The sequence below is a fragment of the Bacillus sp. EB106-08-02-XG196 genome, assembly GCF_013396335.1.
Lineage (GTDB): Bacteria > Bacillota > Bacilli > Bacillales > Cytobacillaceae > Neobacillus.
The window spans coordinates 109,413-126,870 of the sequence record NZ_JABWSY010000016.1; the positions used below are offsets into that span (position 1 = coordinate 109,413).

The window sequence follows — 17,458 nt, forward strand, 5'->3', positions numbered from 1 at the left end:
AAATAACAGTCTAAAATCATTCATCTACTATAAAATATTTTCACTTATATTCTACTAATCGAAATTTATTTCTGCCTGCTAAAAGATAAGGCAATAAATCTTTTGCAAAGGGATGAACAAATCCAATCACATTGTGTTCAACAGATTGTCCTAAATCTTTCAATGAGATTTGTAATTCTCCTTCATATTGAGCACTTCTATAATTTAATACAGAGATTGTAAACTTTCCTCTTGGTGCACAAAAGCAAGGAGGCACTTCCATTCCTCTCGTATCCGTCGCCCGAATGAGATTGGCAGGCTGATCAACTCTTGAAATTAGGATGGACTCTTGAATTTTCATTTTTGTATTTTGAGGAACAAACGGATTAAATACAACTGGAATCTCTATATAATCTTGCTTGTAACATCTTGCCATTTCGGCAAGCTCTGAAAGATCCGCAAACGAGTCACCAATTAGCACATCATCAAAACCATTTGCAAATAACTCTGACATTGCAATATGACAAGGCAAAAAGCGGTGTTTTTCAATCGTACAAACCCCATGACCTAAGTGGTGCAAATCTTTTGGCGAAAGTTGCGATGCAACAAACCCTCCGACCGGCACACCGAATGATGCAAACAAGTTGTTAATTGGACGAATGTTCTCAAGAGACAATGCTGTATCGGGGAGCGGGAAAAAATTGTGACAGGCCGTTAGTTGATCAATATTTCCTTCTTTTTCTACCGTTTCTAAAAATTCACGACATTCACGCAAAGCGTTTCCATTCTGATTATCAGAAGAAGACATCGAAGCATTTACTTCTATTTGAATCCCCTGCTGATTTTTTGAAAGAAGTGCAATTTCTTCGCCCGTAAAACCTCCATCAATACGGAGTTTTGTGATGCCCATCTTTTGTAACGCTGTAAGATCGGTCAATGTACAACCCAACTCATTGAAAACTTCATCATTCATATCAGCTGATACAGTCATACCAAGTTCTTTACAGTAATTCAATATGTTATTCCAAGTGTTCGCATTTACATCCTCGGCACCTTCAAAACCATGATTATTTAAAATCAGTGAAACAAATACTTTTTTAAAACCAAACGAATGGGCCTTTTCTAAATAATTTTTGATTTGATCTAAAGGATAAAAGTTAGGATACACACTAATTCCTATTTCTCGCATGTTACGTCACATTCCTTACTATTCTATATTTGTATTTACTTGTACCTGCGCACCAATAATGATGGCACCGAATACTGGATCATAAAGTGGTGTAGAAATCTCTACTTGTGGTAAAACCACATGTAACTTCTCTTTTAACGTGCCGAAATAATCTGTTGATTTCGTCAACAAACTGCCTGCAACAGAGAGACGGAAGTTTTCTGACCCCATTTGTCGACTGATTCCAACGACTAAACGAACTAATTTCTCTAGCTCTGCTTCAACAATCGTACGAGCAGCTTCGTCTCCATTTGCCCATGCTTCTAGAATAATTGGCGTACTTGAAGCTACCTTGTCAACTGGCAGCGTATCTTCCAAATATAATAAATCCATAAAATCTTCTGGAGAATTCAACTGAAAATGAGCAAGCAACTTTTCCGTAAAGGATGTAGGTGCAATAACTTTGTCGTACTCTTGCATTACGGCTGCAATCGCATGTCGACCAATTTGGAAACCACTTCCTTCATCACTTATCAATCCGCCCCATCCACCAGAGCGTACGATTTTTCCTTTTGAGTCAATTCCCACAACAATGGAACCTGTTCCTGCAATCATCAAAGCATCTTTTCGATCTCCATTGCCACCAACAAGTGCAATTTCTGCATCATTCACTACTTCTAGTCGGCAAGTGAATCCGCTTTCTTTTAATGCAGTCAGATAGATTTCGACATCCTTCGGTCTATCTACACCTGCAGAACCTAATACGAGAATCGCATCATGCAGTTGCTCTTGAAAACAAGAGAATAAAGCTTCATAAATTTCGTGAAATACTGGTCTAAGTCCGTCTACGCCGATGTTATTATAATTTGACATCCCGAAATTTTGGTCAAATAGCGTTTCTCCATCTGGTCGTTCTTTGACCATGACTCTCGTTTTTGTCCCTCCGCCGTCCATTCCAATAATCAATCTATTACTCATTACCTGTCCATTCATCCTTTCATTAATAATTTATTTCTTTCTAAAAGCAAGATCTTGCGCCTTGATGGTTATAGTCAGATTTAAACAAAAAAATTGAAAAAGTTAGAACATCAAAAAACACAACTATGTTAATCATCTAATAAACCTAGATACTACTCTAGTTTATTTAAGTATACTTACCACCCAATACATTAAACAGTTGGATTTTTTCCAACTTATTTTGAAATATTATTAGTCATATACCCAGTAGTTTAAGGGAAAGGGATCGACACGACCGAAAAACAGAAAAATCGGCTCAAAGAGCCTTACTTTTCGTCGAAAGATACCAAAGGGACCGGTCTAGGTATGCTGATTGTTTACCGAATTGATGATACAATGCAAAATTTGATTGCTTTAAGGAATACTTAAGAACCTATTAAGATATCTGGAATTTAATTACTGTACCAGACCATGTTAAAATTTTCACTGTCAAGCGGGCAGTTCAGATTATAGTTGTTTTTTTTAATGGGAGTTACTAATTCGCATGCAAGTTGTTTTTATATAAGGAAATTTTAAATTAGAACAAGGAGGCTCCTATGACTAGAAGCACAAAAAGAACTCCTGAATTAATAAAAGAAGTTGGTTACTTTTATTATGACAAGAAGTTAAGTATCAAAGAAGTCGCTCAAAGATTAAATATAGGACAAACGATGACATTAAAAATTTTGAACCAAAATTTAGACGGTAGTCGAAACCCTAAAGAAGCAGCAAAATTAAGAATGAAAAAATACGGTAATCCCAAACTTACCCCTATCCAATTAGATCATTTGCGTAACAAAATTAGAGTTCGTGGTTTTAAAGAGGAATGGAAAAAACAAATTTCGCTGAAAAATCGCGGCGAAGGTAATAAACGAGCAAAATTAACCGACCAAACAGTGATGGCCATAAGAAATGAGTATGAAGAAGCTATAAAGCAAGGAAGGCAAAAAACAGCAACTCAGTATGAATTAGCAGAAAAATACAATATTAAACGACCTACTGTTTCCGATATAGTACTTTGTAAAAAGTGGAAACATATTTAAAGAAAATGAAATACAAAAATGTTTCTAATAAAAAAATGAAACCGCCAACTTTGGAGATTTTGGTATTTAAGGCGTAAAAAACGATATGATTGAAAAATCATATCGTTAAAAATCATCACCATATCGAGTTCTTCTATATTTAGCACTATGGCAGGCGTCACAGTTTGGAAACGAGTGATCCCAAGCAAGGTTTTTTCCACAGTTTTTGCATTTTTTTACAAAATTTTTGATATCTGTTTTTAATTTATCTTGAACTTTGTCGCTCATTTCCTCACGAAGCCGTTCCCAATAAATAGCCTCCGTCCGTTCTCCTAACCGATACAGAAAGAGCAGATGCAAACCAAGCGCTTTATACGCTAACTCGAGATCCTCCAAGCTTCGTTCCTTATATGGCGGTTCCGGAAGAGGAGTACCTTGAATAATTGCATACATCGTATCTTCCCATTGTCTTGTTAAAGCCTGTTCATTTTTCGAAAAAGGAAGATGTAAAAACCCATATAAGTCCATCAAAGGTAAGCGTGCTTCAATTTCTGTCCCGGCAATCAGGTTGTAAAGTGACCGTTCCTCAGCTAATGAAGCTTTCTTCGTTCCTGGCGGGCTGTTGAATTTCCCCCAGAGCTCAAAGAATGTTCCTAAATCCCGGTAATATCGCTGGAACCGCTCAAACACCGAGTTAGTTGGTGCAATCGCAAAGGTATGAACAGGCTCATCCTCTTGAATAAGCAATTTCTTCATCATCCTAATGTCTTTTGTGAAAGCAACCTTCCCAACATCATAAATCCCTTTACGGCCGGCACGACCGGCAATTTGCTTTACCTCCTGGGAGGTTAACAGCCGTCTTCTCGTACCATCAAATTTCTCATTTTCCAAAAACACAATCCGGCGAATCGGTAAATTTAAGCCCATTCCAATTGCATCCGTTGCAACAATTACCTTTGTTTTGCCGCTGTTAAATTGCTCAATTTGTTTTTTCCTAGTTTCAGGTGGCATGCTGCCGTAAATCATACTGACAGTATGCCCGTCACTTTGGAGACGAGAAGCTGTTTCAAGCACCCGTCTTCTTGAAAAACAAATCAGCGCATCCCCTTTTTTTACATGTTTAATATGGAATTCCTTTGATTCCACTTCAAGAGGAATATCACGGCTATATTCGTGGATGACAATATCCGATTCTCCTAACAGCTGCAAAAGCATCGGTTTCGAGTTCCTGCTCCCGATAATATGTACTTCTCTTGCATTTGCTTTGGTTATCGCCTTATACCACGAAAAACCACGATCCTTGTCTGTAATCATTTGTGCTTCATCAATGACGACGACATCATAGTTTTCTTTTTCATGAAACATCTCCACCGTACATGAAAAATGGTTCGCGCCAGGAACGATTTTTTCTTCTTCGCCTGTTTTTAACGAGCAGGGTGTTCCTTCAGCATTTAACTTATCATAAACCTCCAGCGCTAATAGCCTAAGTGGAGCTAGATATAAACCACTGTGTGCTTCTTTCATTCGCTCGAGGGCATGGTGTGTTTTCCCGGTATTTGTTTCCCCAATATGAAGGACATATCGAACCCGTTTTCCAAACGATGGATTGTATTCCTTGCCGAAGATATCCTCCATCATTCGTTCTTCTTCTTGTCTTTTTCGTTGTAATTCTGCCTCTTCCTCCGCCTTCTTACGTTCTCTTTCAGCAAAGTCCTTTTCAAAAATTTGCTGATGAAGTGAAAGGTCAAATGGTATATCAGGAATTTTCAAGAGGTCAGAAAGGTATTCGTCTTGAATATCTTCAATAAAATAGTCTTCAACCTCATAAAGAAGCTGTGTCAAACTACCCTTAATGAAAGAGGGAGTAAGTTTTTCACCAAATGTTTCTTGGAACTGTTCCTTTATTCCATCTGGAAGATTCTCTAGAACCCTTTCCGGAATCAGTTCTGACAGATAATCTGAAATTAAGCTTTCGTAAACAAAAAAGTAGGTTTGATATTCATATAAACTTCTTCCCCAATTTACAGTTTTATGAATATCCCCTGTCAGTTCCTCAAAAAACTTTGCGACCGTTGTGTATGATTCGGGGTTAAAATGACCTTCGTCCTCCAATTTCTCTTCCAGCGCAAAGGTATCAACATTTTTAAATTTCACATTGTTCTTGATGTCTGCAGCTAATTGCTTGGCCGTAAAATGCCGAACATATAGATAAACTTGAGCATAATCCTTCTCAAGCATATCACCCGCAGTCTCTTCTATCATTGCTCGAATACGATGTCGCACTTCCTCAAGACGGGTGACTTCTTGTCTTTTTATAAAATCAGCTTTTGCCTGCTGATATCGTTGTTCCCATTCCTCTTCTTTATCTGCAAAGGTTTCCTTGGTCCATTTCAATACATGAAAAGGCTGATAATCTCTCATTTCATCCCGAAAAAGTTTATTAATCAGCTTGCGGTCCACTCCCTGTACCTCAAACCCTTTTTCCCGCAAAAACTCTTTTTTCTCATTCTTTGGGACATCATTGGTGACCTTATTCAACCAGACATTGACCCAAATTTGCTCCAGATAATGCCCACGATCGGTTAAATATTGGCTAAAAGAAGGCAGACTCTCTTTTGTCTCTAAGTAATAGTTCATATCTTCCATTACTTTATTCTTCGTATGTTCAATCGCTTGAGGGTAAATAGCGGTTAATTTACTCAAATTTTACCCCCCTTTCATATTTTTGGTAATTCTAGTATATCAAAAAACAAGAAACCGAACGAGTATTCGATTTCTAAATTTGACGGCGGTCGCAGTATTGATCCACCAAGTCCTCTATTTGATCTAGTTCAGGAAAATCCCCTGAAAACTGAAATTTGATTTCTTCTATTAAACGATCCTTGTTATAGACATGAATCGCCCCATTTTGATGGCTGACACTATATTCAGGTACAAAGCGAAATCCGTTTAGTTCAATGGCTCCCATAATAATCTCCTTTTTTGAGTTTTTTTTAGTATTTACTATTATCCAGTCGTTAATCTCCAAAAAGAATCTCCACAATCCATATTTGGTACTAATAGAAAAGTTTTAGTCATATTCTTTTAGGAAAAATGCATTTAGAAGGGGTGAAAAAATAGGTGGTTAACGTTCGTTTGCGGCCCGTTGTAAGTAAGATAAATTTACCCACTGTTTTAAAAACAGCCATACTGCCTGGTGACTCAATGGAAAGATTATTTATTGCAACCCAGCTAGGAGAGATCTTTTACATAGGAAACTCAAGTTTAAAGACATTTTTAGATATTCGTCCGCGGATCATTAAACTAGGTGCTTCTGGTGGTTATGATGAACGGGGATTGCTAGGACTGGCATTTCATCCTCAATTTAATTTTAACGGTCTATTTTATCTTCACTATTCAATTGCTGGATCACAAGGTCTAGGTGCTCTTTCTGAAGATTTTATGCCTAACCCATGTGATCCTAAAACCTTAAACCTAAGATGGACAAATAGAGAAACTCAATTTGATCATATTGATACTGTTGAAGAATGGATTTTACAAACAAATGGCCAGCCTCAAAAACGCCGGACATTGCTTAACTTAAGAAGACCATTTATGAATCATAATGGTGTCAATAGCTTAAACTTTTCCCCTGAAACAGGAAAACTTGTTTTAACAACTGGTGATGGTGGATCAGGCTACGATCCCTTTAATTTAAGTCAGGACGATATGGAAATTGCCGGTAAAATAATTGAAATTGACGTGGCTAAGGATGCCTTAATAGCTAATCCACCCGTGGTCACACGCTTTAATGAACTTCCAGTACCTATACAGGAAATGCTTACGGTAATCGCTAAAGGTGTTCGCAATATACCAGGCATTTCCTATCAAAGGTTTTATCATCAATATATCAAATATGTGGGAAATGTCGGACAGGATTTGGAAGAGGCAATTTTTTCATTCATACAGTATAAACCAATACCTGTGACTCAGCTTATTCAAGCTTCATTCATGAATTCCGAACCTGCCCAAGAAGGATTTATTAACTTTGGCTGGCGAGGGTGGGAAGGTGCTTTTCCAACCTCGATGATGAGGGGCTGCTCCGCAAATCCAAGTTTAGATGAGAAAACCATTGTTTTTTACAATGAAGCTATAAAAACTTCAGCAAGACGTCTTCCACCTTTAACTAGTTATTTTCATAAGGATCCACGACCCAATAAGTTTAGTGGAACGGCACTTACAGGAGTGCAAGCTTATATGGGGAATAGTATACCTGGTTTAACCGGAAGCGTTGTGTTTACTGATCTTGCCCGGAAAGAATCCCAACCTCAGGTTAGAGGGGCTATAGCTTTCACTACTGTAAAACCAGATGGTAAATATAATGATTTTAGTGTCATTACACCCAATTATGATTTTGGGTCTCAATCCGCTTATTATGTTAATTTGGGAAGTAATCTGGATCAAACCAGACTATATTTAGGAGTTTATGGATCTATGAAGGTGACTGATCTTAACCAAGGTACTGTTTTTGAAATTGTTCCATGATAAAACAAACAAGAGAGCAATAAACGCTCCCTTGTTTGTTTTTTACTATTTCCTTCACGGATGTCAAATTGTGTTTAAAATTTAGTGAATTTCAGTTTGAAATCACCTTTATATGGAATATGTTCAACAGTTATCGTTATGTCTTTACCATCTTTATCTTTACCATTTCGTTTATAGGTGAATTTATTTTCATTCAGCTCTGTAAGTTCAAGAACTGCACCATACTTCATCCCCAGTGAAACATGGGCTCTTATCTTATTCCCATGCACAACATCATAATAGCCGTAATCACCGCGGCTTTTTCCTGTTTTCGCATCAAAAAATTCATATTTATTTGTCTTAAAATCATATTTAGCAAGACCCAAATAATTTTGGTTATAAGCTGATACATCATTGCCGTTTTCATCTAATGCCACTGTCCCTTGCCAAAGGGTGTCAGATAAAATTTTATCTCCATCTTTGTCTGTAACAATTTCTCCAGTTTTTGTTTCCAATGTCTTATCGGGTTCCGTAAAGGTAAGTTCTGTTTCTTTATATGGAATATGATCAACAAATACCTCTACTTCGTTCCCTTGCGCATCTTTTCCCATTCTTTTATAAGTAAACATATCTTTATTGAGTTCTGTTATTTCAACGACTGCTTGGTAGCCCATTGATTCCGAAATTAATACTCTACTCTTTCCATCGTTGGTGATAAAGAAAGTTCCTTTATCGCCACGGCTGTTTTTTGTCGTTTTATCAAAAAATTCGTATCTCGCTGTTTTATCATCATATTTCGCTAGACCAATAAAGTTTACGTTCTCTTTCGTTAAATCATTTTTATCTTTATCATAAACTTTTGTACCCTGCCAATTTGTGTTACTAAGTATTTTAGCGAATTCCTGACCTTTTGTCGCCTTGTCTTGCTTCTTATTCATATTTTCTGTTTGCTCTGCCTTCACTTCACTCGATTTTACAAGTGTGGTTGTGCCGAATCCTGCCAGCACTAGGGTTAATCCAAGTAGTATAGCTGGTACTGCTTTTGTTTTTTTATTCATTTTATCGTCTCCTCTTATTTTGTTTCTTATTGGAATGGACTTCGACCTGATTATTTTGCTCCGGCTTTTACCAAAATATGTTCAATCTCTTTAAATCCTTTCTCGCGTGCATGCTGTAAAGGGGTCACATTATTTTTATCCGGAATGTTGACATCTGCTCCATGATCGATTAATAATTGCACTGTTTGCTGCTGTTTTCCATCACCATTATTTAAAATGATAGCTTCAAGCATCGCTGTCCAGCCGAGATCATTTACATGATTAATATCCATATCCGTTTTAGTAAGGAGTTCTTTAATAACATCTACATATCCATGTTCTGAAGCCGGGATTAAAGCAGTTCCGCCATATCTGTTTGTTATAGATGGGTCAACACCGGCTTTTATCGTAAGTTTTAGTATGTCGAGATACCCTTCTGCACCAGCATATAAGAAGGGGTTATTTTTCATGTCATCCTGGATGTTGACGTCTGCCCCCGCATCAATAAGTATTTTTGCCGACTCTGTATCATTGTTGTAAGTCGCAATCATTGTGGACGTTCGCCCATCTGAATCCTGGGTATTAATATCGACACCTTCCTCAATTAATCTTAATATAGTATCTACGTCTTTACGTTCTGCAGCTTGAATCAGTTGTTCTTCCATATCCACCTCAATCATCTCCTGTTTATTTGGTTCTCTATCGTTATTTAAGTTACAACCCTGCAGTACCAATATACTGCCTAAGACTAGTGTCAGGCACTTCCACATATTTTTCACCCCTGTAAGTTTTTTTCACATTCTTGCAACCCTCCCTACTAAATTTGAATTTATCTTTATGTTAATATCAAATCTTAAACTCCATCGAAAAAATTTCTTAAAAAAAGATAAACTTTATCTGAAAATTTGTTCATATTTATAAAAAAATCCGCCACTTTTTGTGACGGACTGGTTAAACATTGAATCGATAACCTGCACCCCAAACCGTTTCTAAATATTTCGGCTGGGCAGGATCTTTTTCAATTTTCCCTCGGATTTTTCTGATATGAACTGTCACAGTTGAAACATCCGCTGCCATTTCATAGCCCCAAATATTTTCATAAAGCTGTTCTTTGTTCAATACTTGATTCGGGTGATTCACAAGAAATACCAACAGATCAAATTCCTTTGTTGTGAAGGCTGTGTCCACTCCGTTTAGATAAACTTTGCGTGCTGACTTATCAATCGTAATCTCTTTAACCTTAATACTATTTGATTTTGCTTGATTCCCTGCTAATCTTTCGTAGCGATCTAAATGTGCTTTCACCCTAGCTACCAACTCGCTTGGACTAAAAGGTTTGGTAATATAATCATCAGCCCCTAAACCAAGACCTCGAATTTTATCGATATCCTCTTTTTTCGCGGAAACAAACAAAATCGGAATATTTTTAACTTGGCGTACTTGTTTACATATTTCAAAACCATTTACTCCTGGGAGCATGATGTCCAATATAATCAAATCATAATCATTTTGAAGTGCCAGTAGTAGTCCTGAATCACCATTATGTTCTACATCAACATGAAACTGATTAATTTCTAAATAATCTCTTTGCAATTCTGCTATGCTCACTTCATCTTCAATCAATAATATCTTTTTCATCCTTACACACCTTTCTTCAAAGAAAAGAAAACACTTGTACCTTTGCCTTTCTCACTCGCTGCCCAAATCTCCCCTTCATGCTCTTCAATAATGTGTTTAGAAATGGCTAGCCCTAACCCACTTCCGCCAGTCTGGGAATTTCTTGATATTTCAGCTCGATAAAAACGATTAAAAATGTATGGTAACGCTGAAGGGTCAATTCCATAACCGTTATCCGTCACTTCTACGACTACATCAAATGGTCCTTCATGCAAAGTAATAGAAATGTATTTATCATCTTTATTCATATACTTAACACAATTGTTTATTAGATTTACTAAAACACGTTTTAACTTCTCTCGGTCAGCTGTCACGTACATAGGTTGATTCATTGTATGATAGGTAATCTGTATCCCTTTTTGAACTAAATCTAAATGAAGTTTTTCTACAAAATCCCGCATGTATTCAACTAGTTCGATTATTTCAAAAGTGAATGATTCTTTCTTTAAATCAAGTTTTGAGAATAAAAACAGCTCATCAATCAATGAATCCATATCTCTTGCTTTTATGTGAATGGTGGTTAAATACTTCTCCATTTTCTCTCGGGTGTTTGCCACACCGTCTTTTATCCCCTCCACATAGCCAATTATGGAAGTAATCGGTGTCTTTAAATCATGGGAAATATTTGAAAGAAGTTCTTTTCGATTTTCCTCATATTGAATCTGGAGAGTTATCGACTCCTTAAGTTTAACTCTCATTTCTTCAAAGGTTTTATTTAATTGGCCGATTTCGTCACTTGAAGCAGTTTTGATTTCAAAATTTAAATCTCCAGACTTAATCCGTTCTGCACCTTCTTTTAGAACGGAGATTGGCTTGATAATGCTCCTTGACACTATATAGTTTAATAACCCAATAATCATGATAAACAGAAGCAGCAATAGACCTAATAAAATGGGAAACATTTCTCTAATCAACTGAGCATTCGAGCTTACCTTCCTCAATACAAAAATACTTCCTTTACTTTTATCTGAAAAGTAAAAATCAAACTTTACATACGTAAAAAAGAAGTCATTTATTTTAATGGAATCCCTCGTATTAATATTCGTTTCTTCAAACTTAGGAAGTGATGTATCCAATGCCTGCTGATCTAACGTGGAAGTAGCGTACTCAATGTCCTTATCTTTTCTAACAACAATTTTGATATCTTGATGTTCAATCTTCTTCAGTTGTTCAATATTTAATAGCTGCTCAGAGTTATTTTTTGCCAATAGCTTTAAATCAAGAAACACACTTTCCTCTATAGGAGTCAAAGGTTTTTGAAGATAAGATTTTTTATAAAAGTTCGCTATAGAATTTACATCGCCCGTTATTGTAAAAATAAGTAAATAACCAGCAGCTAAGAATAAAGTGATAGAAAACAGTATTACCCCCACGTAAGACAACAGAAATCTCATTTTAATGGACATATAATCACCTCCGATTCATCCCACGCTAATCTTTATAAAAACTTAAGAAAACCATATCATACAATTCTTAAAATTTTCGAAAATAAAAATTAAAAAAATGAAAACATCTACAAATTATATCCCCAAGTAGGCGCATTTATTGTAACAGAAAAAAGCATACCAATTCTTAGCGAATTGATATGCTAACTATATGTTTCTCAAGAAAAACGGTACGTAGTACACGTCCTCATACAAAATTTATGCAGTTGTATAAACTTCTTTTTTATTTGATTCATGACGAATCGTTGCTTGTGCAGCCGCTAATCTTGCCAGCGGCACACGGTAAGGTGAGCAGCTTACATAATCAAGTCCAGTTTTGTAGCAGAAATCAATGGACGTTTTCTCGCCGCCATGCTCACCACAAATTCCGGTTTTTAATGTAGGTTTAGCTCCACGGCCGAGTCTAACTCCCATTTCTACTAATCTGCCAACACCGTCTTGATCAAGGACAGCAAACGGATTTTCTGGCAAAACCTTATTTTCAATATAATTTTGAAGGAATTTCCCTTCTGCATCATCACGGCTGTAACCGAATGTTGTTTGTGTTAAATCGTTCGTACCAAACGAGAAGAAATCTGCTTCTTGTGCAATTTGATCAGCGGTAATCGCCGCTCGTGGAATTTCAATCATCGTTCCAATTGTGTACTCAAATTGCTTTCCTGTTTCTTCCTGTACTTTTACAGCAGCATCGATCACAAGCTGGCGCATTTGTTTCAACTCATTAACATGACCAACAAGTGGAATCATGATTTCTGGCTGAACTTCCATCCCTTTGTCTGCAAGCTTAGCCGCAGCATAGAAAATTGCCTTTGCCTGCATTTCATAAATTTCTGGATACACCATACCGAGACGGCAGCCGCGGTGTCCGAGCATTGGGTTATATTCATCTAATTGGCGAACCTTTTTCAATAGTAATTCTTTCTTCTTCAGCTCAGGAGAGGAAGGATCAAGAATTTGCAGCTTTGTCACTTCGACTAACAGCTCTTCTTTATCTGGTAAGAACTCATGTAAAGGCGGATCCAATAAACGAATCGTTACCGGGTACCCCTGCATCGCTTCAAAGATTCCTTCAAAATCGCCTTGCTGCATTGGAAGCAACTCAGCAAGTGCATCCTTACGCTCGCCGAATGTTTCAGCTAAAATCATTTTTTGAACGATTGGAATACGTTTCAAGTCCATAAACATATGCTCTGTACGGCACAATCCAATACCGCCGGCACCAAATTCAAAGGCTTTTTGTGCATCTTCAGGATTATCAGCATTTGCACGTACCCCAATTTTTCGCTCTTGGTCAGCCCAAGCAAGTAAAAGCTGGAATTCATCTGAAAGTTCTGGTTCAATCATTGGAATTTCTCCCAGCATGATTTCTCCTGTTGAACCATCAATCGTGATTACATCACCGTAGTTGATAACCTTCTCGTCCACTTTAAATTGTTTTGCTTTTACATCAATTTTTAGGGCGTCACATCCGCAGATACATGCTTTACCCATACCGCGCGCAACAACTGCAGCGTGACTTGTCATTCCGCCACGGCTGGTAAGGATTGCTTGAGCTGCAACAATTCCGTGAATATCATCAGGTGTTGTTTCTGGACGAACAAGAATAACCTTTTTACCAGCATTTCCTAATTCCTCTGCTTCATCTGCATCAAATACAACCTGACCAGTAGCCGCACCTGGTGATGCTGGAAGACCTTTTGCTAATAAAGTACGCTCATACTTATCATCTATTCGGCGATGAAGCAGCTGATTTAATTGATCTGGGTCGACACGAAGCAAGGCTGTCTTCTTATCAATAATTCCTTCTTCAACCATTTCAACCGCAATCCGAATAGCAGCTTGTGCTGTCCGCTTACCATTTCGCGTTTGAAGAATAAATAAATTCCCGCGTTCTACTGTAAATTCAATATCCTGCATTTCTTGATAATGCTGCTCCAAACGTTTACATGTTTCTGAGAATTGTTTAAAAACCGCAGGCATCTCATCTTTTAAGGTTTGAATTGGCTGTGGTGTACGAATTCCTGCTACCACATCTTCACCCTGTGCATTAATTAAGTATTCACCATAAAGAACGTGCTCACCAGTAGATGGATTTCGAGTAAAGGCAACGCCAGTCCCTGAATCATTGCCCATATTACCGAATACCATGCTTTGAATATTGACAGCCGTTCCAAGGTGATCCGGAATTTTGTTTAAGCGGCGGTAGACGATAGCACGCTGATTATTCCAAGAATCAAACACCGCGTTAATGGCAAGAAATAGCTGTTCCTTCGGATCCTGAGGGAAGTCTTTTCTTGTATGCTTTTTAACAATTCCTTTATACCCTTCAATGACCTCTTTCCAGTCGTCAGCAGTCATTTCTGGGTCAGCGCTATAACCCTTTTCTTCCCGTGTTTCTTCTAATAATTGTTCAAAATAATACGTATTGATATCAAGGACAACATTGCTGAACATTTGGATGAAACGGCGGTAAGAATCATAGGCAAAACGAGGATTATTCGTTAACTTCCCCATTCCAATAACTGTTTCATCGTTCATTCCAAGGTTTAAGACCGTATCCATCATCCCTGGCATTGAAAATACAGAACCTGAACGGACAGAAACAAGTAACGGATTATGTGCATCGCCTAGTTTTTTCCCCATTTTTTCCTCTAGGGTGTTTAGTGCTCCCAATACTTGGCTTTCAACGAGCGATGGAATCATTTTTCCTGCATCATAATAGGCATTACATGCTTGTGTTGAAATCGTAAAACCATAAGGAACTGGCAGACCAATCCGCGTCATTTCCGCTAGATTTGCTCCTTTTCCTCCAAGCGTTTCCTTCATATCTCCATTTCCTTCATGAAACAAGTAAACGAATTTATCCATCATCATAAGCTCCTCTCTTTTTTCAACACTTCTAAAATTAGTCCAGCGGTTTCTTCGATTGCTTTATTTGAAACATTGATAATAGGACAGCCTACTCGCTTCATAATTTTTTCAGCATAATCCAGTTCATCAAGAATTCTTTCGAAGCTTGCGTAACTTGCTTTAGAGCCTAACCCTAAAGCTTTAAGCCTTTCAATACGAATTTCGTTTAATTTATTGGGTGAAATAATTAATCCAATACAATTCTTCCTCGGAATCTCGAACAATTCCTCTGGTGCTGGTACCTCCGGAACTAACGGAACATTGGCAACCTTAAAGCGTTTATGAGCCAAATACATCGATAATGGTGTCTTCGAGGTTCTTGAAACACCGATTAAGACAATATCTGCCTTGAGAATTCCTCGAGGATCACGCCCATCATCGTATTTAACCGCAAATTCGATGGCTTCTATTTTTCTAAAATACTCTTCATCTAGTTTTCTCATTAAGCCTGGCTGATGATGAGGCGTTTTATTAAAACTTGTGGTGAATGCATTCATCAATGGACTAAGCAAATCCACTGCCCTAATGTTTTCTTCTGCCGCACGACGATCTAAATACTCCTTTAATACTGGAATGACAATCGTATAGGCAATGATTGACTTTCCTTTTTTTGCTAGTATAAGGACATCTTCAATGTCTTCTAGATCATCCACATAGGAATTGCGTCGAATCTCTACATTTCCCCCGTTAAATTGTGTTGCAACCGCTTTTACAACAAACTCTGCTGTTTCCCCAACAGAGTCCGAAACCACATAGACTACTTCCTTCTCTACCAAAATTACTGCCACTCCCCTTTATACCGATTTTTGTTCCATTATTTCTAGGTATGCTCGTGTGATGGTTGTTTTTGTAATCCGACCGACAAGTAAATATGTATGGTTTCCCGGATTGATTTCTTTCACTACAGGTAAGGAGTCAATGTGATTCGTAATCATTTTTTTAGCAGCTTCTAACATTGTTTCCTCAGGTGTGATTGTGATAATGTTAGGCATTCTGGTCATAATGACACTGCAGGGTAATTCCTGCAAATCTTTATTGCCGATAGCTGTTCTTAGTAAATCTTTTCTAGAAATGACACCAGCTAAATAACCGTTGCTATCTACCGCATATAGAGTACCGACATCTTCTAAAAATAGTTGAACAATCGCATCGTATACAGAAGTAGATTTTTCTACTACGATTGGATGAGCTTTATAATCTGCCACTTTTTTGTGAAGAAATTTCTCTGCCTGATGCTTTACCTCTTGGTTATTATTAAAAAAATAGCCAACTCGAGGTCTAGCATCCAAATTACCAGCCATGGTTAAAATAGCTAAGTCTGGTCTTAACGCTGCTCTTGTTAAGGAAAGCTTTTCTGCAATTTGCTGACCCGTAATAGGTCCACTTTCCTTTACAATCTTTAGAATCTCATCTTGGCGTTTCGTCAGTTTAATCACATTGACCCCCTTTTCAATTTAATTAAGTTATATTTTTTAACAAAAATACAAATGTGTTATACTTATTAATATATAGTATATTACATTTATACAATATAAGGAACAATTTGTTCAACATATTTTTGACAAATTATGAAACTCTTCAAAAAAAAGAATCCTACCGAAGAGATAGAATTCTTGCTATTTTTGACAGTTGGGACAGAAATAGGTTTTACGAGAAGAAATCATTTCTTTAATAATGGTGCTGCCACATCTTTTGCACTTCTCTCCTTCACGGTCATACACAAGACAGAGATTATTATAGCCCCCCGTTAATTTGTCCCCTTGGAAAAGTGGATTTTCCATGTATCCACCATGCTTTAAAGCATCTAGGAGCACATGCTTCATCGATTGGTAAAGTTGATTTCGTTCAGGCTCACCCATGTCTTCTATACTTCGTTTCGTTTTAATTCCAGCATGATAACAAATTTCATCAGAGTAACAATACCCAATCCCTGCAATAAACTCCTGATCAAGAAGTTTTGTTTTTATTTTCCCACGTCTATCATCAAGTATTTTTAAAAATGCCGGCAAAGTGAACTGAGGGTCCAATGGCTCCGGCCCCAATGAAGATAATTCTTTTTGAACATCCAGTTCACTATATAAATGCAAATAACCCAGCCGCAATCCAATAAAATAAAGATGGTGATTTCCAAATGATAATCGAACCTGTATGGTTCTTTCCGGTTTATCTTCCTCTCTCCCAAAATACATCCAGCCGCCAAGCATCAAATGCAACAGGAGGACCTGACCATTTTCTAAGTGAAATAATAAATGCTTACCTCTTCGGTTGACGGTCATAAGCTTCTGACTTGTGACACTATTAATAAAGAGCTTAGTGTTCACATTAACCGATTTCTCACGATTGATTTGTACCTGTGTAATGATTTGACCTGCTATTTTTTGAGTTAATAATATTCGGTAATTTTCCATCTCCGGAAGTTCAGGCATCTATCTGCTCCCCTTTAAGGCTTTTTCATATCTTTTCCTCATAAACGCAAAAAAACCGAACTAATTAAAGTTCGGTTTTTATATCGATAATTTATTAAGTGGGCCTAAATGGACTCGAACCATCGACCTCACGCTTATCAGGCGTGCGCTCTAACCAGCTGAGCTATAGGCCCATTTAGATGAATTGGAGCGGGTGATGAGAATCGAACTCACAACATCAGCTTGGAAGGCTGAGGTTTTACCACTAAACTACACCCGCATCTATAGCACCCAACAAATAGTACATGAAATATTA

The 17,458-nt window shown here is 37.5% G+C and carries 14 protein-coding genes and 2 tRNA genes; 2 read left to right on the forward strand and 14 right to left on the reverse strand.

Annotation, left to right across the window (positions count from 1 at the left end; all coding sequences use genetic code 11):
* Nucleotides 1-40 precede the first annotated feature (40 nt).
* Complete coding sequence (locus MLOOGBEN_RS22635) at nucleotides 41-1,168, reverse strand: MupG family TIM beta-alpha barrel fold protein (RefSeq protein WP_179160546.1); 1,128 nt, start codon at nucleotides 1,166-1,168, stop codon at nucleotides 41-43.
* Between the two features lie 18 nt (nucleotides 1,169-1,186).
* A complete protein-coding gene (locus tag MLOOGBEN_RS22640) occupies nucleotides 1,187-2,125 on the reverse strand; it encodes an N-acetylglucosamine kinase (protein WP_179160547.1) in 939 nt (312 codons plus the stop codon).
* Between the two features lie 575 nt (nucleotides 2,126-2,700).
* Between MLOOGBEN_RS22640 and MLOOGBEN_RS22645 the strand changes: the two genes are divergently transcribed.
* Nucleotides 2,701-3,186 carry a hypothetical protein gene (locus MLOOGBEN_RS22645; RefSeq protein WP_179160548.1) on the forward strand — a complete coding sequence of 162 codons (486 nt, stop codon included), beginning with the start codon at nucleotides 2,701-2,703 and terminating at the stop codon, nucleotides 3,184-3,186.
* A 105-nt stretch (nucleotides 3,187-3,291) separates the two neighbouring features.
* Here MLOOGBEN_RS22645 and MLOOGBEN_RS22650 read toward each other — a convergent pair whose 3' ends face one another.
* Nucleotides 3,292-5,868 (reverse strand): helicase-related protein, encoded by a 2,577-nt coding sequence (locus MLOOGBEN_RS22650; protein WP_179160549.1) that lies wholly within the window; start codon nucleotides 5,866-5,868, stop codon nucleotides 3,292-3,294.
* Nucleotides 5,869-5,941: 73 nt separating this feature from the next.
* Nucleotides 5,942-6,133: a YbxH family protein gene (locus tag MLOOGBEN_RS22655; protein ID WP_179160550.1), complete on the reverse strand. Its 192-nt coding sequence runs from the start codon at nucleotides 6,131-6,133 to the stop codon at nucleotides 5,942-5,944.
* Nucleotides 6,134-6,285: 152 nt separating this feature from the next.
* Here MLOOGBEN_RS22655 and MLOOGBEN_RS22660 point away from each other — a divergent pair, with 152 nt between their 5' ends.
* Nucleotides 6,286-7,689: a PQQ-dependent sugar dehydrogenase gene (locus MLOOGBEN_RS22660; protein ID WP_179160551.1), complete on the forward strand. Its 1,404-nt coding sequence runs from the start codon at nucleotides 6,286-6,288 to the stop codon at nucleotides 7,687-7,689.
* Nucleotides 7,690-7,763: 74 nt separating this feature from the next.
* On the opposite strand, the gene MLOOGBEN_RS22665 is transcribed toward MLOOGBEN_RS22660, so the two are convergent.
* The 10 genes from MLOOGBEN_RS22665 to MLOOGBEN_RS22710 all read right to left on the reverse strand — a co-directional run bounded on the left by MLOOGBEN_RS22665 (nucleotide 7,764) and on the right by MLOOGBEN_RS22710 (nucleotide 17,422).
* Nucleotides 7,764-8,726: a DUF4822 domain-containing protein gene (locus tag MLOOGBEN_RS22665; protein ID WP_179160552.1), complete on the reverse strand. Its 963-nt coding sequence runs from the start codon at nucleotides 8,724-8,726 to the stop codon at nucleotides 7,764-7,766.
* Between the two features lie 50 nt (nucleotides 8,727-8,776).
* Nucleotides 8,777-9,475, reverse strand: a complete 699-nt coding sequence (locus MLOOGBEN_RS22670; protein ID WP_179160553.1) for an ankyrin repeat domain-containing protein — start codon at nucleotides 9,473-9,475, stop codon at nucleotides 8,777-8,779.
* A gap of 181 nt (nucleotides 9,476-9,656) precedes the next feature.
* A complete protein-coding gene (locus tag MLOOGBEN_RS22675; RefSeq protein WP_179160554.1) occupies nucleotides 9,657-10,343 on the reverse strand; it encodes a response regulator transcription factor in 687 nt (228 codons plus the stop codon).
* Between the two features lie 2 nt (nucleotides 10,344-10,345).
* Nucleotides 10,346-11,788 (reverse strand): sensor histidine kinase, encoded by a 1,443-nt coding sequence (locus tag MLOOGBEN_RS22680; RefSeq protein WP_179160555.1) that lies wholly within the window; start codon nucleotides 11,786-11,788, stop codon nucleotides 10,346-10,348.
* Nucleotides 11,789-12,025: 237 nt separating this feature from the next.
* Nucleotides 12,026-14,695 (reverse strand): pyruvate, phosphate dikinase, encoded by a 2,670-nt coding sequence (gene ppdK / locus MLOOGBEN_RS22685; RefSeq protein WP_179160556.1) that lies wholly within the window; start codon nucleotides 14,693-14,695, stop codon nucleotides 12,026-12,028.
* A gap of 2 nt (nucleotides 14,696-14,697) precedes the next feature.
* Complete coding sequence (locus tag MLOOGBEN_RS22690; protein ID WP_179160600.1) at nucleotides 14,698-15,513, reverse strand: pyruvate, water dikinase regulatory protein; 816 nt, start codon at nucleotides 15,511-15,513, stop codon at nucleotides 14,698-14,700.
* Between the two features lie 18 nt (nucleotides 15,514-15,531).
* Nucleotides 15,532-16,173 carry a transcriptional regulator CcpN gene (ccpN, locus tag MLOOGBEN_RS22695; protein WP_179160557.1) on the reverse strand — a complete coding sequence of 214 codons (642 nt, stop codon included), beginning with the start codon at nucleotides 16,171-16,173 and terminating at the stop codon, nucleotides 15,532-15,534.
* A gap of 180 nt (nucleotides 16,174-16,353) precedes the next feature.
* Nucleotides 16,354-17,163, reverse strand: coding sequence for an Fpg/Nei family DNA glycosylase (locus MLOOGBEN_RS22700; RefSeq protein ID WP_179160558.1), 810 nt, complete (start codon nucleotides 17,161-17,163; stop codon nucleotides 16,354-16,356).
* A 99-nt stretch (nucleotides 17,164-17,262) separates the two neighbouring features.
* Nucleotides 17,263-17,336: transfer RNA gene (locus MLOOGBEN_RS22705), tRNA-Ile, on the reverse strand.
* Between the two features lie 12 nt (nucleotides 17,337-17,348).
* Nucleotides 17,349-17,422 (reverse strand) — tRNA-Gly (locus MLOOGBEN_RS22710).
* Between the last annotated feature and the right edge of the window lie 36 nt (nucleotides 17,423-17,458).